Annotated in this window: 16 protein-coding genes; 15 read left to right on the top strand and 1 reads right to left on the bottom strand. The window is 50.8% G+C overall.

Annotated features, from left to right (window positions below):
* Positions 1-169: 169 nt before the first annotated feature.
* On the bottom strand, positions 170-1,462 hold the full coding sequence (gene eno / locus GEOB_RS15395) for a phosphopyruvate hydratase (RefSeq protein ID WP_012648170.1): 1,293 nt from the start codon (positions 1,460-1,462) through the stop codon (positions 170-172).
* A 284-nt stretch (positions 1,463-1,746) separates the two neighbouring features.
* Between eno and GEOB_RS15390 the strand changes: the two genes are divergently transcribed.
* The 15 genes from GEOB_RS15390 to GEOB_RS15320 all read left to right on the top strand — a co-directional run bounded on the left by GEOB_RS15390 (position 1,747) and on the right by GEOB_RS15320 (position 19,422).
* Positions 1,747-4,140 carry an HD family phosphohydrolase gene (locus GEOB_RS15390; protein WP_012648169.1) on the top strand — a complete coding sequence of 798 codons (2,394 nt, stop codon included), beginning with the start codon at positions 1,747-1,749 and terminating at the stop codon, positions 4,138-4,140.
* Positions 4,112-4,492, top strand: coding sequence for an rRNA maturation RNase YbeY (gene ybeY / locus GEOB_RS15385; protein ID WP_012648168.1), 381 nt, complete (start codon positions 4,112-4,114; stop codon positions 4,490-4,492). Before GEOB_RS15390 ends, ybeY begins: the two co-directional genes overlap by 29 nt.
* Before the next feature lie 70 nt (positions 4,493-4,562).
* Entirely contained in the window at positions 4,563-5,270 is a 708-nt protein-coding gene (locus GEOB_RS15380; RefSeq protein ID WP_012648167.1) for a diacylglycerol kinase, read from the top strand.
* 46 nt (positions 5,271-5,316) lie between these two features.
* On the top strand, positions 5,317-6,171 hold the full coding sequence (locus GEOB_RS15375; RefSeq protein ID WP_012648166.1) for a hemolysin family protein: 855 nt from the start codon (positions 5,317-5,319) through the stop codon (positions 6,169-6,171).
* The gene (gene lnt, locus GEOB_RS15370; protein ID WP_012648165.1) at positions 6,171-7,727 is read left to right on the top strand and encodes an apolipoprotein N-acyltransferase; all 1,557 of its coding nucleotides are present in this window, start codon (positions 6,171-6,173) and stop codon (positions 7,725-7,727) included. Before GEOB_RS15375 ends, lnt begins: the two co-directional genes overlap by 1 nt.
* 40 nt (positions 7,728-7,767) lie before the next feature.
* A protein-coding gene (gene prfB, locus GEOB_RS15365) for a peptide chain release factor 2 (RefSeq protein ID WP_012648164.1) occupies positions 7,768-8,881 on the top strand; the annotation gives its coding sequence in 2 pieces (ribosomal slippage) (positions 7,768-7,836 and positions 7,838-8,881; 1,113 coding nt in all).
* Between the two features lie 41 nt (positions 8,882-8,922).
* Positions 8,923-9,765, top strand: coding sequence for an NlpC/P60 family protein (locus GEOB_RS15360; RefSeq protein WP_012648163.1), 843 nt, complete (start codon positions 8,923-8,925; stop codon positions 9,763-9,765).
* Positions 9,766-9,801: 36 nt separating this feature from the next.
* Positions 9,802-11,040 (top strand): DUF1015 domain-containing protein, encoded by a 1,239-nt coding sequence (locus GEOB_RS15355; RefSeq protein WP_012648162.1) that lies wholly within the window; start codon positions 9,802-9,804, stop codon positions 11,038-11,040.
* Between the two features lie 30 nt (positions 11,041-11,070).
* Entirely contained in the window at positions 11,071-11,541 is a 471-nt protein-coding gene (locus GEOB_RS15350) for an FKBP-type peptidyl-prolyl cis-trans isomerase (RefSeq protein ID WP_012648161.1), read from the top strand.
* Between the two features lie 20 nt (positions 11,542-11,561).
* Positions 11,562-12,539, top strand: coding sequence for a DUF4140 domain-containing protein (locus GEOB_RS15345; protein WP_012648160.1), 978 nt, complete (start codon positions 11,562-11,564; stop codon positions 12,537-12,539).
* A 252-nt stretch (positions 12,540-12,791) separates the two neighbouring features.
* The gene (locus tag GEOB_RS15340; protein WP_012648159.1) at positions 12,792-13,688 is read left to right on the top strand and encodes an HD-GYP domain-containing protein; all 897 of its coding nucleotides are present in this window, start codon (positions 12,792-12,794) and stop codon (positions 13,686-13,688) included.
* 158 nt (positions 13,689-13,846) lie between these two features.
* Positions 13,847-16,531 (top strand): preprotein translocase subunit SecA, encoded by a 2,685-nt coding sequence (gene secA, locus GEOB_RS15335; protein WP_012648158.1) that lies wholly within the window; start codon positions 13,847-13,849, stop codon positions 16,529-16,531.
* A gap of 18 nt (positions 16,532-16,549) precedes the next feature.
* A complete protein-coding gene (argJ, locus tag GEOB_RS15330; protein ID WP_012648157.1) occupies positions 16,550-17,731 on the top strand; it encodes a bifunctional glutamate N-acetyltransferase/amino-acid acetyltransferase ArgJ in 1,182 nt (393 codons plus the stop codon).
* A complete protein-coding gene (locus GEOB_RS15325) occupies positions 17,712-18,194 on the top strand; it encodes a DUF2914 domain-containing protein (protein WP_230198967.1) in 483 nt (160 codons plus the stop codon). Before argJ ends, GEOB_RS15325 begins: the two co-directional genes overlap by 20 nt.
* Positions 18,195-18,246: 52 nt before the next feature.
* On the top strand, positions 18,247-19,422 hold the full coding sequence (locus tag GEOB_RS15320; protein ID WP_012648155.1) for a serine hydrolase domain-containing protein: 1,176 nt from the start codon (positions 18,247-18,249) through the stop codon (positions 19,420-19,422).
* The last annotated feature ends 110 nt before the right edge of the window (positions 19,423-19,532 follow it).

Genomic DNA, 19,532 nt, shown 5'->3' with positions numbered 1-19,532 from the left:
AACTTCAGCTTTTGATTATATGATACTACCGACAGGGTAATAGTCAAGAGATAAAATATTATTGATTCCGGTTAGTTATGTTTTATTTTGTGCTTGAAAAATTTAAAAAGGGTAGTGCCTCCAATGGAGACAACTACCCCTCTAATTCTGAATCGTGGCGATGAAATATCTACTTTTTCTTCAGGTTGTAAAAGACTTCCTTGCCACGGAAAAGGGCGACGGCGTCCAGTTCGTCTTCAATGCGCAGAAGCTGATTATATTTACAGACCCTGTCGGTGCGGCAGAGGGAGCCGGTCTTGATCTGACCTGCATTGACTGCGACAGAAAGGTCGGCCAGGGTGGTGTCTTCAGTTTCTCCTGAGCGGTGGGAGATGACCGTGGTATAACCAGCACGTTTGGCCATCTCGATGGCGTCCAGGGTTTCTGTCAGAGTTCCGATCTGATTCAGTTTGATCAGAATAGAGTTGGCGATTCCTTTATCGATGCCTTCTTTAAGGATTTTGGGATTAGTGACGAAAAGGTCGTCGCCGACGATCTGGATTCTTTTGCCCAGGCGTTCGGTCATTTTTTTCCAGCCTTCCCAGTCGTTTTCCGCCATGCCGTCTTCGATGGAGATGATAGGATACTTGTTGACCAGATTTTCGTAGAAATCTATCAGCTGATCCGCTGTCTTCTTAGGCTGGGCTTCATTTTCCAGGGTATAGACTCCGTCGCTGAACAATTCGGAAGAGGCCACGTCCAAGGCCAGCAGCACATCTTCGCCGGGTTTGAAGCCTGCTTTCTGGATCGCTTCGATGATGACTTCCAGCGCTTCCTCATTGGATTTCAAATTGGGAGCGAAGCCCCCTTCATCGCCTACAGCGGTATTGTAGCCCTTGCCCTTGAGAACCGATTTGAGGGCATGGAAAATTTCGGCCCCCATGCGAAGCGCCTCGGCAAAATTCTTGGCGCCGGCAGGCATGATCATGAATTCCTGAATATCCACGTTGTTGTCCGCGTGGGCACCGCCGTTGATAATGTTCATCATCGGCAGCGGCAGCTCTTTAGCATTGGCTCCGCCAATGTATTGGTAAAGGGAAAGACCTACCTCATCGGCAGCAGCTTTGGCCACAGCCAGAGAGACACCGAGGATGGCATTGGCGCCAAGCTTGCTCTTGAATTCCGTTCCGTCAAGCTCCAGCATTTTACGGTCGATGCCGACCTGGTCTGTTGCTTCCATGCCGATGACTTCTTCGGCGATTATATCGTTGACGTTGGCAACTGCTTTGAGGACTCCCTTGCCCAGGTAGCGCCCTTTGTCGCCGTCACGTAATTCAAGAGCTTCCCTTTCGCCGGTAGAGGCGCCTGATGGGACTGCCGCTCTTCCCATGGCTCCCGACTCGAGAAAAACTTCTACCTCCAGTGTCGGATTGCCCCGGGAATCGAGAATTTCTCTGGCATATACATCTGTAATCTGGCTCATTCATACCCCTCCATAATGAAATATTTCACAGGCAAGGCACCTGTAATGTCAATCTTGTTTATATAGCACACTTTCCTGTAAATGGAAGTAGTTTTATTAACTTACCCAAAGGACAGGGCGATGGTTTGAGTTGACACTGCATGGCGATAAGGCTATATTTAGTGCTTGTCCTTAGCGAAATTTTTCTTGAAACGTTCCTGTGCTGCTGTTAACAGGAACGCTCCTGTCATTGACGATCGGTCACTGCGGTTACAGGTGGCCGAGCAACGGGAATAACATACATAATGCCCACTGAAAGCGGCGACAAAGATAGAAAAACCAAAGGTTCGCTCACCCTTCTTGGCGAAAGATGTCTCGGCTCGGTAGTTGACAAAATCTCCGATCCGAGACAGGAAAAGCGCTGTCGATTCATATTGCTTTTCTGCACAGCCCTCCTTCTCACCTTTCTTATCATCCCCAGCTATCAATTCCTGGCTGTGAAATACAAGGTAGGAGACGTTGCCACCTCTGATATCAGGGCTACTCAGGACTATTTCATCGAGGATCGCCTTCTTACCGAAAAGAAGCGTTCCGAGGCAGAGGCTGTTTCTCCCCTTGTCTACAATTATAATTCCACTGCTGCACTTGACGTAGTTCGGCGCTTTGAGAGCGCTTTTGCCCTTATACGCAATGCCGGAGAACGAGATGAAGACGCTGGAGAGGCTTTTCGCCAGAATATAGGGCGTTTGTTGACGCAGGATGTCTCTGCCAAGGAGGCAGCTGCGCTGTCCAGGCTCACATCCGACCAATCACTGCAGATGGAGTTGGAACGTCTTGCCACAACCATTTATCACAACAAGATTGTTGAGGACAAAAAAAGTTTTGCCGATGACCGCAGGCACGGCCTTGTCGTCACTGACCTTGAAACAAAACGTGAGATTGCTGCAGGTGATTACTCCTTTTATATGGATGTTGGTGAAGCTCGCAAGGCTCTTGCCGGCATGAAGCTTGCTCTATCTGCCTCGGCGGGCGATTGTGCACTACTGAAGGGTTTATTGAGCCGGATGATAACTTCGAATCTTATCTTTGATCGTGAGGCGACCGAGCAAATGAAACATGACGCCCGCTCGGCAACGCGCCCCGTGCTCTTTCAGGTGAAGAGGGGGGAGATGATTGTCCGGGTCGGAGAGAGGGTCACCCAGGAACAGGCTACAAAGCTGGACAGCATCTTCGAGTCCCGCGGCATAGAGAGGTTTTTCATGGGGGTAGGTGTTTTGGGGCTTGTACTGGTCCTCTTCTACTTCCCATATCGTTTTGCACGCAAGAACATTCGCAAATTCAGCCCCTCCAACAAGGATATACTGCTCCTTACCCTGATGACCATCGGCAACTTCGTGGTCCTGAAGATTGCCTTCATTGTTTCAACGGCCATGGGCAGCCTTTTACCTTTTATCGACACTGCCGTTTACTACTATTTCTTTCCTTTTGCTGCCAGTGCCATTATTGTCCGGATTATTCTTAATTCCGAGGTGGCACTCGTATATTGTGCTGTCTGCGCGCCGTTGCTCGGGATTATGTTCAACAGCAGCCTTCAGGTGGTCATATACGCCCTTCTAGGTGGGATTGTCGGTGCCCATGGGGTACGCCAATGCAAGGAGCGAAACGCCATATATGTGGCAGGATTGAAGGTAAGCGTGGTCAACGTGGCCATGGCAATTTCTTTTCAGTTTTTCAGCGACAGCGCCTTCACCATTCAGACGGCCTACTGCGTCGTCTTTGCCGGATTGGGCGGCATTTTCAATGCTGTATGCGTTACCGGCACTATTCCTCTCATTGAGGCTCTCTTCCACTACACAACCGACATCAAACTGCTGGAGCTGGCAAATCTGAATACCCCGATCCTGCGCGAACTGATGGTCAGGGCTCCCGGCACCTATCATCACAGTGTCGTTGTCGGAAATCTTGTGGAGGCCGGGGCCGAAGCGATCAATGCCAACCCTCTTCTGGCCAGGGTTGCAGCCTATTACCATGATGTGGGCAAGATCAGCAAGCCCCTCTACTTCATAGAAAATGTCGGAGGAGGCGAAAACAGGCACGACAAGCTTTCTCCGAACATGAGCGCTCTCATACTCATTTCCCATGTTAAAGAAGGAGTTGAACTGGCGCGAGAAAGCCGGCTGGGGCAACCGATCATCGACATAATCCGCCAGTCACACGGCACTTCTCTCATCACCTTTTTTTACCAGAAGGCGAAGGGGTTGGCCGTTACCGACCTGCAAGCGGTGGATGAGAGGGATTTCCGTTACCCGGGGCCCAAGCCTCAAACCCGCGAGGCGGGCTTGGTGCTTTTGGCTGATTGTGTGGAAGCGGCATCCAGGACATTGTCCGATCCTACCCCTGCACGAATTCAGGGCATGGTTCAGAAGATCATAAACAATATCTTCATCGACGGTCAGTTGGACGAATGTGAGCTGACCCTGAAAAACCTGCATGAAATTGCCAAGAGCTTCAACAGGATACTAGCCGGCATCTATCATCAACGTATAGACTATCCGGAGCCTGCTTATAAGGAAAAAGGAAGCGGAGGGAAAAAATCCATTGAAGATAGCGATAGCGAACCGGCAAAGGCGCTGGCCGATAGAAGCGAAGAAGCTAAGAAAAGTGGCGGAGATGATCTTAAGCGACTTGGGATGTCCTGACAGCGAACTCTCCATCAGCATCGTCGGCGATCGAACCATTCGCCGCATCAATCGCGACTATCTCGACCGCGATAAGACGACCAATGTCATTTCCTTTGCCATGCACGAAGGAGATTTTAGTGAAATCAATCCCCAGATGCTGGGGGATGTGATCATTTGTGCCGATACGGCTTCGCGGGAGGCAGAAGAAGGTGACATGCCTTTTTTTTCCCGCCTTTCGTTCCTGCTTTTGCACGGCATACTCCATATAACCGGCTACGACCACGAACGTAGCGGCGAAACGGAAGCTGCAAGAATGGAGTTTCGCGAGCGGGAAATTTTCGGTAATCTGAACCGGAAAGGACTTGTCTAGATTGGCTGAGATAGTGGCATTAAATGAAAACCATGGGAAGGATGCGGACAAAGTTCCGACTGGAGCGTCCTTGAAGCCGACGCGCTTCATAGATTCCGCAAACTGTGCCATCGAAGGCATCCTCTACACGGCCAGGACCCAAAAGCATATGCGCAACCATTTTCTGGCAGCGTTGGTCGTGCTGATTGCGACGCTTTTTCTCCATGTCACGGCACTTGAGTTCATCCTTCTGACCTTATCGGTTTCTTTCGTTCTTTTTGCCGAGCTGATGAATACTGCCGTCGAAGTGGTTGTGGATCTGGTTTCACCCGAATACCATCCTTTGGCCAAGATAGCCAAGGATACCGCGGCAGGAGCTGTACTGGTGGCTGCCATCGGCACGGCAGTAATGGGATACCTTATACTCTCGCACTATATATTTCCGGTTTACAAGGAGATGCTCGGCATGATAGGAACCCCTACAGAAATGGGGACCCTGGTTTCGATCCTGATAGTGGTGATCGTGGTTATCATCATTAAGACCCGCACCAGCAGAGGCACCCCGCTGCAAGGTGGTCTCCCCAGCGGCCATGCGGCTTTGGCCTTTTCCATCGCCACCTCGGTTTCTCTCAATACAAAAGACCCGATGGTGTCAATTCTGACCATTGCCCTGGCAACTATGGTCAGCCATTCCCGATTGCTTCTCAATATTCACTCATTGCGGGAAGTGGTACTTGGCGCGTTGACCGGAACCGGTATTACTCTCGCGGTGCTGCTTCTTTTTAAAGTGGCAGGATGAAGAAGCTGGTCGACTCATTTTCTTAATAAGTGGAGGGAACATATCTTTGGAAGGGGACAACGGCAAAAAAAGCCCTGGTCTTATTGACATCGTCAGCCGCTTTCTTTCCGGGCGCCGACGTGTGACCGAAGAAGAAATACAGGAATTGATGAATGCCGGAGAAGAAGAGGGACTGATCAACGAGGAAGAGAACCAGATGATCCGCTCCATTTTCGCCCTCGGCGACACGGTGGTTCGCGAAATAATGGTGCCCCGTACCGACATGGCATGTGTCAGCTCAGATGCCGGAGTCAAGGAGGTGCTTGCTGCGATAATTGCCTGCGGCCACTCCCGGATACCGGTTTACGAAGGCACAATCGACAACATCATTGGCCTCATTTATGCCAAGGACCTGCTCAAATATTGGGGCATGGAGGCTTCTGCCATTGTTCTGAAGAAGATCGTCAGGTCTCCTTACTTTATCCCCGAAACTAAAAACCTTGAGGAACTGCTCCACGAATTCAAGAAAAAGCGGGTCCATATCGCCATTGTCATCGACGAATACGGCGGCACCTCGGGCCTTGTCACCATTGAAGATCTGCTTGAGCAGATTGTCGGGGACATCCAGGACGAATACGACCTGGAAGAAGACTGGCTTGTGGAAGAGGGGGACGGTTCTGTGACCGTCGATGCCCGTCTGCCCATCGAGGAGTTGGAAGAGCATTTTCAAATAGACATTGAAAGGGAAAAATTCGATACGGTAGGTGGGCTGATATTTCACCTTCTCGGTCGCATTCCAGCCAGCGGGGAAGAAGTGGATAACCATCATATACACATGACGGTTCTTGAGGCTGATGAGCGGCGTATAAGCAAGGTGCGAATCGCCAGGAAAGGCAGCGCGGTAGAGGAGACGGAAGGCTAGTGAATTACAGCAGATTCCATATGCCTGCCTTCAATGCCGCTCCTCGCCGTGATTATCTTTTGGCGGTAGTGTCCGGCATTTTGCTGGCGCTATCCTTCCCAAAGCCAGGGTTATCCATCTGTGCCTGGTTTGCTTTCGTGCCGCTCTTTCTGGCCATGGGCAAAAAAGACTCGAAAACGGCATTTCGGCTTGGATTTATCTGCGGCCTTACTGCCTATGGTGGCATTCTCTACTGGGTCAATATAGTTATGACCACCTATGGAAAGCTTCCTCTGGTGGTCAGTTTCTGTCTTTATCTGCTTTTGTCGGCATACATAGCCCTTTATGTGGGAATTATTGCCTATCTGGTAAATCGGGGTGAAAAAGCTGGAATTTCATCGGTTTTTTCTTTTCCTTTTCTATGGGTGGGCTTTGAGTTCATCCGCGCTTTTGTCCTGACAGGTTTCCCCTGGGCATCCCTCGGCCATTCCCAATACCGTACCCTGCCTTTGATCCAGATATCTGACGTTACCGGTGTCTATGGCGTCAGTTTTCTGATCGCTCTGGCTAACATCATCATTTACCGGATTATCAAGGGGTTGGTCCGAAAGGAGGCGGTTGCCTATCCTGCCAGAAGTGGCTTCATCTTCCTGGTTCTGATGACGCTCACCATCGGCTATGGCTTTTACCGGCTCAATCAGGCAGAGCAGGGGGAGCCACTTAAAGTTGTGCTGGTCCAGGGGAATATCCCTCAGGACGTGAAGTGGGATCCGGCTTTTCAAGAGTCGACGGTTGGCATTTACGAAAGACTTACCCGCAAGGCTTGTGCCAGCGGCGGAACTCTAGTTGTCTGGCCTGAAAGTGCTCTTCCTTTCTATTTTCAAACTGAAGAGCAGTATGCAGCAAGGGTAAGATCATTGGCTGCCGAAATGAAGAGTTGTCTCGTGGTAGGCAGTCCGGCCTTCGAGAAAAAAGATGAAGGTATCCGCTACTTGAACAGTGCCTTTCTCCTCTCCCCTTCCGGGGAAGTTCTCGGCCGTAGTGATAAAATGCACCTGGTGCCCTTTGGGGAATACGTGCCGCTGCAGAAACTGTTCCCTTTCGTCAACAAACTGGTGGCCGGAATAGGCGACTTTTCGCCTGGATCCAAAGTAGTGCCCCTTAACACCGGCCAAGGGGAGATCGGGGTTCTGATCTGCTTTGAGGGAATATTTCCGGAACTTGCCAGGGAATATGTCCGTGCCGGAAGTCGTCTGCTGGTAAACATCACCAACGATGCCTGGTTTGGCAAATCATCGGCACCTTACCAGCACCTTTCCATGACTGTTTTTCGGGCGGTGGAGAACCGGGTGCCGTTGGTCCGCGCTGCCAATACCGGCATTTCATCGGTCATAGACAGCAAGGGGCACATCCGCGGCATGACCACGCTCTTCAAAGAAACCTTCCTGTCGGGGGAAGTTCGTTTCGGCATGACGCGGACTATCTACAACCGATTTGGCGACTTTTTTGCGTGGTCCTGCTTGTTGCTGTCGGTTGGGATGATTGTCAGAATTTTCAGGAAAAAGATTGACGGGTGAGATCACCCCGCTTGAAATAAATCGGTTCAAGGAGTAGACGATGTTCAGAGAAGAAGTGGCGCGGGTTGAAGCAATGGCGGAACGAATCAACAACTTACGGGGGTCTCTTTGACATAGACAGCCTGCGGGAAGATATTCAGGAGCTTGAATCCAGGATCGCCGCCCCCGGTTTTTGGGACGATAATGAGGCCGCGCAGAAAGTTCTCAAGGAGCGGACGGTCATGGAGAAGACCCTGGCCTCATGGGACAGGCTCAACCGTCAGGTTGAAGATATCAGGGTCCTTATAGAACTGGGAAGCGAGGCGGAAGATGAGGCGACTCTTGCCGAAGTGCATGACCTGAACGATCAGCTGGAAAAAGGATTGGTCGATGCCGAGTTCCAGAAGATGCTCTCCGGTCCCCATGATGCCAGTTCATGCTTTTTTTCCATCAATTCCGGTGCCGGTGGTACCGAGTCCCAGGACTGGGCCGAAATGCTGCTACGCATGTATCTGCGGTACTGTGAACGTAAAGGATGGAAAACCGAGATTACAGATTATCAGTCCGGCGATGAGGCTGGTGTCAAAGGGGTCACTTTCTCCGTCAGTGGCGAGTATGCCTACGGATATTTGAAAGCTGAGGTTGGTATTCACCGGCTGGTGAGGATCTCCCCCTTTGACAGTAATGCCCGTCGCCATACCTCTTTTGCTTCGGTTTTTGTTTTTCCCGAGATAGAAGACGATATCGATGTAAAGATTGTCGAAACCGACCTGAGGGTTGATACCTTTCGCTCCAGCGGCGCTGGCGGCCAGCACGTCAATACGACCGATTCGGCCATCAGGATCACCCACATTCCTACCGGCATCGTTGTTGCCTGTCAGACAGAGCGCAGTCAGCATATGAACCGGGCTACGGCTATGCGGGTCCTGAGAGCAAAGCTTTATGAGCGCGAGTTGCAGGAGCGGGAATCACAGGCCGCCGAAATCGCTGGAGAAAAGAAGGAAATCGGCTGGGGGAGCCAGATACGCTCCTATGTCCTGCATCCTTACAAGATGGTAAAGGACCTGCGCACCGGGGTTGAAAGCGGCAATCCCGATGCGGTCCTGGATGGGGAGCTGGAGCAGTTTATCATCGCCTTTCTCATGGGGGTCCGCCGCGAGGTTAAGGACATCTGACATGGGTGGCGGTTTGCAGTCGTGATTTGGGAGTGTGGCAAATGATTTGCAGGATTTTATATATAGCTATCATACTAACCTTCTTCTGTCTGACCAATACCGGCTGTGCTGCACAAATGAAAGCAGTGAAAGGACTGTCGCGGGTCGGTTTTGCCATACAGGTAGGAGCTTTTTCAGAGGTGAAAAACGCTGAACGGCTTACAAACAGGCTGCAGCAAAAGGGAATCGAGGCCTTCTACTTCAGAAAGGACAGCGGCCTATATGCTGTTCGTTTCGGTGATTTCGAAACAAAAGAAAAGGCGAAAAAGGCGGCCAAGCGTCTTGTTTCAGAGAAGGTTATCGGCTCCTATTTCATCGCTCCGCCGCAAATCGACGGGAAAAAATCGAGAGAAGTGGCGATTGAAAAAGCTCCGCAGCCATCCCTTAAGAAACTTACGCCAGTAGTACCGAAGAAAAGCAAAGAGGATCGAGCCGGTGACGCCGAAACCCCGGACCATGCCAAGGCGCATAGCGATATGGGAGCCATTGCTGCCCGCACGGCAGAACGCTTTGTCGGCATTCCTTACCGCTGGGGTGGAGATACCGTGGTTGACGGCATGGATTGCAGCGGATTTGCCCGAGCTGTCTATAACCTTTGCGGTGTCAACATCCCGCGCAGTTCAAGGGAGCAGTTCAAGGTGGGGGACAACATCAGCAAGGCAGATCTCAAGGATGGTGACTTGGTCTTCTTCGGTAATTCCGAGGCAGAAATAAACCATGTCGGCATCTACATCGGTGATGGGCGCTTTGTCCACGCACCGCGCCGGGGCGACGACATTAAGATATCAGGAATTGAAGAAGCTTATTTCATAAAACGCTTCATTGGGGCGAAAAGATATTTCTGAAACAATCAAATTGCACTTTCTCGAAATGAGGTAATCATGGCTTTCATCAAACCATTCAAGGCCCTTCGGCCTAAAATAAATTTGGCGGAAAAGGTGGCGGCACTTCCATATGATGTGATGAGCACTGGGGAAGCCATGCAGATGGCAGCGGAAAACCCGTGCAGCTTTCTCCACATATCCCGCCCCGAAATCGATCTGCCAGGCGTCGACATCTATTCCGACCCCGTTTATCGCAAGGGACAGGAAAATCTCTCCAGATTTGTGGCAGAAGCGATCCTGGAACAGGATGGTGAGGAATGTTATTATGTGTATCGCCAGAAGATGGGTGACATAGTCCAGACAGGGCTAGTGGTATGCGCCGGGGTGGATGACTATCAGGACGGGACAATCAAGAAGCACGAACTAACGCGGGCGGACAAGGAGGAAGACCGGGTAAGGCATATCGACTTTTTGGACGCAAATGACGAGCCGGTATTTTACACCTACAGGAATCATCCTGAAATTTCGTCTCTTGTGGGGAAAGTTGCAACAGCGACCCCGGTATATGATTTTACCACAGATGATGGCGTTTCCCATACCCTCTGGGTCATTGACGACCGTCAAAAGATAGCTGAACTGACCGCACTCTTTGCTGTCATTCCCACGCTGTATGTGGCTGATGGTCACCACAGAAGCGCTGCCGCCAGCAGGGTGAGGGATATGAGGAAAGCCGCCAATCCCGGCCATTCCGGCAAGGAAGAATATAATTATTTCCTGACGGTCATCTTCCCTGACAACGAGATGAACATCATGCCCTACAACAGGGTTGTCAAAGATCTGAATGGCCTCAGTATCACCGAGTTTATGGCAAGGCTGGCGGAAAAGTTCGAAATCAGCCCCCTGAATTCCCCACTTAAACCTGTACACAGCCACCAGTTTGGCATGTACCTTTCAGGCAAATGGTACGAGCTGCTGCCGAGAGAGGGTTCCTTTTCCGAAGACGATGCGGTGGTAAGGCTTGATGTTTCAATCCTGCAGAATAACCTTTTAAGCCCCATCCTTGGTATCCGCAATCCGCGTACGGACCAGAGGATTCAGTTCGTAGGCGGTATCAGGGGCCTGGATGAGCTTGTGCGCATGGTTGACAGCGGTGAATATGAGGTGGCCTTCGCCCTATATCCCACCTCCATGAAAGAACTGATGGAACTGGCCGATGCTGATAAAATTATGCCTCCGAAATCCACATGGTTCGAACCGAAGCTGCGAAGTGGGCTGTTTGTCCATTTGCTGAAATAGAAAGCGATAAAGAAAAAGGAGAAAAATTTGATGCGTAATGTGGAGAAATTTATTGTCATGCTGTTATTGCTGGTGGCGGTTGTAATTCCTGCCTGTGCACAGAAGGAACCGAAGGTTTCAGAGCCCCAAAAAGCTGATTCTGCTTCTGCTGCAGCTAATGCCGTCAAAACACCCTCCGGCCTTTCCTATGTGGACCTCGTTCCCGGAAATGGTCCTTCGCCCGCTGCCGGGAAACCGGTAAAAGTGCATTATACCGGCTGGCTGGAGAATGGCACCAAGTTCGACAGTTCCGTCGACCGCGGCGAGCCATTTGTATTTAACATCGGTGCCGGACAGGTCATCCCTGGTTGGGATGAAGGAGTTATGTCCATGAAGGTTGGGGGCAAGCGTAAACTGATCATTCCTCCCCAACTCGGCTATGGTACTGCAGGGGCAGGGGGCGTAATTCCGCCTAATGCAAAACTCATCTTTGAAGTTGAGCTGCTTGACGTGGCTAAATAGCCGTTGTTACTGGAGGGGTAATGGGTATCCTTCTTCCTGTTGTTGCAGCTCTTCTGCTGGCGGTTCCGGCTTTTGCCGCCGATAAGGAAGTTACTTTATATCTGGACGGTGCCAGAATCCAGAGGGTTGCCTCTGCAGTCAATGGTTATGCGGAGGTTGTTCTTCCTGCATCTGTATTGCCAGATTCACTTAGAATCAAGCCAGCCGCAGGTGTTGCCATCGACCGTGTGGAAACGATCTCTGTGACCTCTGATCCGAAACAGGGGCAGCAGCTGGAGAAATTGACGGAACGCAGGGATCAGCTGGAAGACAGGTTGAAGGCACTTTCTGCCCGTGAACAGATATTTACTGCCGCTGCTAAATCACAGAGCGGCAAGGCGCCCCGCAAAACTAAGAGTAACCCGGAACCTTTGACCGCCATCCGCCAGGGGACCGATTTTGCCATTGCTCAACTGGAATGGGTCTATCAGGCAAAGCGTAAAGCTGATAAGGAACTCAAGGCGGTACAGCTGCGGCTGGAATCGACAAAGAAAGCTGTAAATATCGGTGGCAGTGTTGTCAGAATATGGGTGAAGGGCAAAGGGGGCAAGGTATCTGTTAGTTACCTTGTAGGAGATACCCGGTGGCTCCCGGTTTATGATTTCCGGATTAATGGCGCAGGGGTGATGCAGGTCTTCCAACGAGCTTCCATCCCTGCCATGGGTAAGGGAGTTACTGTTGCGGTTGTTTCCGGACTTATGGCAGATGCAGTAAAACTCCAGCCGATAACGTTAAATGTGTTACCTCTGCCTGAAGTGATGTCACAAACTTTGCCGGTTGAAAACCTTGTTCTTTCTGCTTTCCCCCAACCGGCTCTTTCTTTTTCCGTAACCAACGACTCAGCAAGGCCTTTGCCTGCCGGAGAGGCCTCCTGTTACTACAGTGGCGAATATTTAAGCCGATTCAGGTTTGCAGGATTGGCTAAAGGCGAAACCGGAGCAATCAAGTGCGGCAAGTGAAATAACATTGAAAGCAAATTTTTTTGTTAAAGGCCTCCCAGCAGTCAAGGGGAGGCTTTTCTTATAAAAAAATTCAAGTTTGTCCTCAACCTGTCGATATGCACACTAATAGACTGTTGAAAACTACTGCGGGTCAGATCTGCGGCGTTGCCGCCCGTTCGGCATTCAACATATCAGTTTCCTCTTTTATCGCTTGCTTGAGCCTTGCATCCTGACCATCACATTTTCAACAGCCTGCTTATAGGTGTTTTTATGCGACAGCTTTTTCGAAAACATAAGCATCTGACGCTTTCGGTCGTTGTCCTTGCGGCTACCGGATCCATGCTCTTTTGGGCGATTTCCTTTTACGTGGGCAGCGCTCGGATAGAAGCAGCCCTTCTGATAGCCGTTGCCATGCTGTGCCTGCTCCTTATATTTTTGCATCTGGAGCGTATTTCAACCTTACGTCAAGTGGCGAACAATTGGACTCTTGCAGGTGAGAACGTTCGTCTTATGGAGGAGCTTAACGAGACGGAAGACCGTTATGTGGCATGTCTCAAAGCGATTGTTTCAGCCGCAGATGCCCACGATCCATACGCCAGCGGCCATAGCGAACGTGTTGCCAGCGTGGCCGTCAAGATCGGCAGAGCAATGGGGCTACCTGAAGAGCAACTGAAATCCCTGGAAAACGCAGCGCTTTTCCATGATGTGGGGATGCTCTGGGTGGCTAACTCGATCCTCGTCAAGGAGCAACCGCTCTCTGCTGATGAACAGGCAGCCATCAGGAGGCATACTGTCCATGGAGCCGAGTTGCTTGATTGCGTAAGGTCATTGAAAGACGAAAGTCAGGCGGTGCTCCATCATCATGAGAGATTTGACGGTACTGGTTATCCATATGGCCTTAAAGGACATGCCATACCTCTTGCAGCGAGAATCCTTGCCGTGGCGGATGCCTTTGATGCCATGACCTCGGAACGACCTTACCGCTCATCGCTCCTCATGCGTGAAGCCCTTGAAGAACTTTATTCCAATGCAGGCGGGCAGTTCGATCCGAGGGTTGTGGAAGCGTTTCTTAATGCCCTTGATGACATAAGCCGCGAAAACGAGCCTTCCACTCCGGCGACCAAGAGGTTTGAAGCGAGACTCTTCAGCATGGTCGGCAATTGTTGATACACTTCCATTAAAAAAGCAGTACTCCCCTTCCATATTTATTTATCATTCCAGCCGCAAGCTTAATTCCTGCATCCTTTTCTGTTGAGCAATTCTTGTAGTTATGGTAGTTTAACCTGTTTTTATCCTTACTAAATAAAATCAGGAGATTCTACGGAATGTTTAGTGCTCTAATTAAAAAAATTGTCGGCAGCAAAAATGAGCGGGAGCTGAAACGGCTCTGGCCGATTGTCGAGCAGATCAATAATCTGGAAGCCGGAATCAGCAAACTTTCCGACGACCAGTTGCGCAATAAAACATCTGAATTCAAGGAACGGTATGGACGTGGAGAAACTCTGGATTCACTGCTGCCAGAGGCATTTGCCGTGTGTCGCGAGGCTGGCAAGCGTGTGCTGGGGATGCGCCATTTCGATGTGCAGTTGATCGGCGGGATGGTGCTGCACCAAGGCAAAATTGCGGAAATGAAGACAGGCGAAGGAAAAACACTGGTGGCCACACTCCCCTCCTATCTCAACGCCATAACCGGCAAGGGTGTCCACGTGGTCACTGTCAATGATTACCTGGCTCGGCGTGACTCAGAGTGGATGGGGCGGATTCACAACTTCCTCGGTCTTAGAGTCGGCGTCATTATTCACGGTCTGGATGATGAAGAACGTCGTGACGCCTATAACGCAGATATCACCTATGGCACCAACAACGAGTTCGGTTTCGACTACCTTCGGGATAACATGAAATTTGCCCTGGAAGATTACGTGCAGAGGGATTTCAATTTTGCCATTGTGGACGAAGTTGACTCTATCCTCATTGACGAGGCACGGACGCCGCTGATTATTTCCGGTCCCACCGAAGACTCTACCGATAAATACTACATTATCGACCGCATCATACCCCTTTTGAAAAAGGGAGAGGTTGTCGAAGAAGAGGCAAATACCCTTTCCGGCAAGCGGAAGCGCTATACGGGTGACTATACCGTTGATGAAAAGGCCAAATCCGCAACACTTACCGAGGAGGGGGTCCTCAAGGTAGAGAAACTGCTGAAGATAGAAAACCTTTACGACCCACGAGATATCGAAACTCTTCACCATGTGAACCAGGCACTGCGTGCCCACGCTTTGTTCAAGCTGGATGTGGATTACGTAGTCAAGGAAGGCGAAGTCATCATTGTCGATGAATTCACCGGCCGCCTTATGCCCGGACGGCGTTGGTCCGACGGTCTGCACCAAGCCATCGAGGCCAAGGAAGGGGTCAAGATCGAGAACGAGAACCAGACACTTGCAACAATCACCTTTCAGAATTATTTCCGCATGTACGAAAAACTCTCCGGCATGACCGGTACCGCTGATACCGAAGCAGAGGAATTTCACAAGATCTACAAGCTGGATGTGACTGTCATTCCAACCAACAGAGTACTTCTTCGTCCTGACTTTCCCGACGTAATCTATAAGACAGAGCGGGAAAAGTTCAATGCAGTAATAGAGGAGGTCAAGGAGCTTCATGCCAAAGGGCAGCCGGTACTGGTCGGAACGATTTCCATCGAGAAATCCGAGGAATTGGCAGAGCTGCTGCGTCGGCAGGGGATCCCGCACAACGTGCTGAATGCGAAACAGCATGAGAAAGAGGCAGAAATAGTTGCCCAGGCAGGGCGCAAGGGGATGGTGACCATCGCTACCAATATGGCCGGCCGCGGTACCGATATTCTTCTCGGTGGTAATGCCGAGGCCATGTCCAAGCAATGGCGGCGGAGTAACCCCGAGGTTTCCGAGGAAGAGTTTACAAAAGTGTCGGCCCAGTTCAAGGAGCAATGCGTCAAAGAACATGACGAGGTGGTGAGCCTGGGCGGCCTTCATATCCTGGGTACAGAGCGGCACGAGTCCCGCCGCATCGATAACCAGTTGCGCGGTCGTTCGGGGCGCCAAGGCGACCCGGGCTCTTCCCGTTTTTACCTTTCACTGCAGGATGATCTGCTGCGCATTTTCGGTTCCGAACGTGTGTCGAAAATCATGGATATGCTGAAGATCGAGGAGGGTGAGGCAATCACCCACGGCCTGATCACAAAGGCAATTGAAAATGCCCAGAGGAAAGTGGAGGCCCATAACTTCGAGATAAGAAAACACCTGATCGATTACGACGATGTCATGAACAAGCAGCGTGAGGTCATCTATGCCCAGCGTCGCGAGATCCTTGCCGGTGAAACAATCCGAGAAAGCTTTGTCGAAATGGTCAATGATGCCGTAGCAGATCTTGCCGAAGGCTATGCCATCGAAAAGGTTTCTGCTACCGAATGGGACTGGCAGGGCCTGAGCGAATCTGTTTTCAAGCTGTTCGGTTTTCATGTGGATATTCCTCCCCAGACAATGGAGCGTCTTAACCCCGGCAATCTGCGTGATCTATTGCAAGAGAAGGTCCAGGAAGTCTTTTCGGAAAAGGTTACCGAGTTCGGAGATGAGCTGATCGATCACCTGATCAAGGTCATCATGCTGCAGAGTATCGATGCCCAGTGGAAGGACCATCTGCTGTCAATCGACCATCTGAAGGAAGGAATAGGACTCAGGGGCTATGGCCAGAAGGATCCGAAACAGGAGTACAAGAAAGAGGCGTATCAGCTGTTCATGGATATGATGGGGCGTATTCGCGAAGAGGTGGTGGAAAAGATTTTTTGGGTGCAGATTGCCCGTGAAGAAGATGTTGAAAGGATGGAAGAGCAGCAGAAGCGTCAGCGCCTCGTTTTCAATGCCGGTGATGAACCGCAGGCTCAGCAGCCTGCTACCAGCAAGAAGGTGGGCCGTAATGAGCCTTGTCCTTGCGGCAGTGGCAAGAAGTACAAACAGTGCTGCGGCAAATAATCTTATCCGGAGAATGCCATGCCAGTAAAAGGATTCAAGTTTTCTGCCGTTGAGGCTGCGGTGAAAAAGCCTGGGCGGCTCGATCTGGGTTTGATTTTCTCTGAAGTGCCTGCAGTGGCAGCGGGAGTCTTTACTACCAATAAAGTCAAGGCGGCCCCGGTCGTTCTGGGGATAGAGCGGATAAAGGATGGCCTCTGTCAGGCGATCGTTGTCAATAGCGGCAATGCCAACGCCTGTACCGGAATCAGGGGAATGGACGACGCAAGGGAAACTTCACGTCTGGTTGCCGAGGGTTTGGGTATTGCCGACGAGGTTGTCCAGGTTGCATCAACAGGCGTCATCGGCCAAGTGCTGCCCATGGAAAGATTGCGGGCAGCCGTGCCGAAACTGGTTGAAGGGCTTGAAAGCGGCAGCCTTGATGGCGTTTCCCGTGCCATCATGACTACGGACACCTTCGCCAAAATGGAGATTCGCCAGTGTGAGGCGGCCGGTGTACCGTATACCATTGCTGGTATTGCCAAGGGGGCAGGGATGATCATGCCCAATATGGCTACCATGCTGGCTTTTATTGTAACTGATGCCGCTGTGGAACAGTCCTGGCTTAAAAAAGTCTTCAGCGAATCCAATGATGCTTCTTTCAACATCATTTCCGTTGATGGCGATACTTCCACCAACGATACGTCATTGATACTTGCCAACGGCATGGCTGGTAATCCAACGATCCGGGAAGGAACCGGAGATGCCGAAACATTCCGATCCCAGCTGCAGGCAGTTCTTTTGGCGCTTGCACAACAGATAGTCAGGGATGGTGAGGGGGCGACAAAGTTCGTAGAAATATCCATCAAGGGAGCGCAGTCTGTGGCCGATGCCAAAAAGGCGGCAATGGCTGTTGCCAATTCCTCACTGGTCAAGACAGCGTTTTTTGGTCAGGATGCCAATTGGGGCAGAATTCTTGCCGCAGTGGGGTATTCAGGGGCCGAGGTTGATGCTGACAGAATTGAACTTTTTTTTGACGACGTGCAGATGGTAAGGAACGGAGTCTTTACCGGAGGAAACGCAGAAGAAAAGGGCTCCGAAGTGCTGAAGAGAAAAGAATTCGCCGTAACTGTAGACCTGAAGCTGGGGCAGGGAGAGGCTACCGTCTACACCAGTGATCTGTCTTACGAGTATGTGAAAATAAATGCTGATTACCGGACATGATCCGGTCTTCGAAAAAGGCAGAATAAATCTGCAAAATCATGCCGGAGGCTTTATGAGGGTAAGGCTATCAGGATTATTGTCGTTATTTGCTAGTGTCAGCATTGTTGTCGCTTCTGGTCACACTGTTCGAGCCGGAGAAATCAAGATCACCGAAATGGCGGTGACGACTAAAATCGTCAAGGGCAATCCCATCGATTCTGTGAGTCGCATTTCATCATCATCGGTGAAAGCGCTTTTTTGTTTTACCAGGTTGACCAAGGATCTGGAAGAAGACGCTTCGGTCAAGCATGTCTGGTACAAAAATAACCAGTTCGCAGCCGAGTATGATCTTCCCGTGAAGGGGAAGCGTTGGCGTACCTACAGCCGGAAGCTTATTGGAAAGGGTGCGAGCGGTGACTGGCGGGTAGAAGTTCTGGACGAAGAAGGTAACCTTCTCAAATCCATCAATTTCAGGATTAACTAGTTTTCCTCTGGAAACTCCGGATGGAAATTAACTTGCTGATTGCGGGGAAAAGGTGCTTTCGATCCGTTATTTTTTCGTTTTCCTGTTGTTTGTTACTGCGCCGGTCTTTGCCGTCGATGAGATACCACAGCTTCCTGATCGCCATGCAAAGATCAATGAATTGATTGAGGGCGCAATCTCAGACGGTCTCATAGCTGGCGGTGTAGTTCTCGTCGGCGACCATGCCAAGGTCTTGTTTGAAAAAGCCTATGGCAAGGTCTCCAATGCTCCTGATGCCAGGGCGATGACAACCGAAACCATCTTCGACATCGCTTCTCTTACCAAGGTAATAGCTACGACCCCGGCCGTCTTGAAGCTAATGGAAGAGGGGAAGCTCAGCCTCGTTGATCCTGTTGAAAAATGGTACCCGGAATTTTACGGCCACATGAAAGACGATCTGCTAATGGCCAACCTTCTCACCCACACTTCCGGCCTTGACGACTTTCCCCTCTCTTCGGAAAACCCCATACAGAGTGCGGTTAACGGAGCCGCAACCCAGAGAATGAAAGGCTCTGTCTGGAGCCGATTCAAGTATGCCGACATAAATTTTATCCTCCTTGCTGAATCAGTGAAAAGAGCATCAGGGAACGGACTTGACACCTATGCCGCAACGAGCTTTTTCAAACCGATGGGGATGAAAGATACGACCTTCAACCCTAGCCAAGAAGACGGTCAGCGTTGTGCTGCTACCTTGGATACGGATAAAACGCTCATGTTCGGCCAAGCCCAGGATTATGTTGCCCGACAGTTAGGTGGAGTAGCTGGTCATGCAGGGCTCTTCAGTACAGCCGGTGATCTTGCTCGTTTCTGCCGAATGATGCTGAATGGCGGCGAATATGAAGGGAAGCGGATCCTTTCCCAGCGAGTTATCGAGCAGATGACGGCACCGTACTTTTCTCGCGGCGGCAAGGTGATCAGGGGGCTCGGTTGGGACATAAACTCTCCGTACTCTTCACCACGAGGAAACTACTTTTCATCCACCTCCTTTGGCCACACCGGATATTCGGGTTCCTCGATCTGGATCGATCCATACAGCGACCTGTTTGTGATACTTCTTACCTCCAGGCTTGACTACAAAAACACTCGTAGTTTCAGCCTGCTGAGAGGCGCTCTTTCAAGCGCGGCAGCAGAAATGTTTGCTCCTTCTTCACCCAAAATTGAGGAAGTGACCAGCCTTGATTACCCGTAACCCGTGAAAAGGCAAATAACTTGACACACTATGGCCATTGTGCTAGGTTTTTCCCATTTGTTCGGCCATTTATAACTTTCGCCCAGGCTAATCAGTCTTTTTCTAAGGCC

It is taken from the genome of Geotalea daltonii FRC-32 (assembly GCF_000022265.1).
Classification (GTDB): Bacteria; Desulfobacterota; Desulfuromonadia; order Geobacterales; family Geobacteraceae; genus Geotalea; species Geotalea daltonii.
Note: the sequence above shows the minus strand (reverse complement) of the source record. Positions and strands in the feature narration are given on the sequence as shown.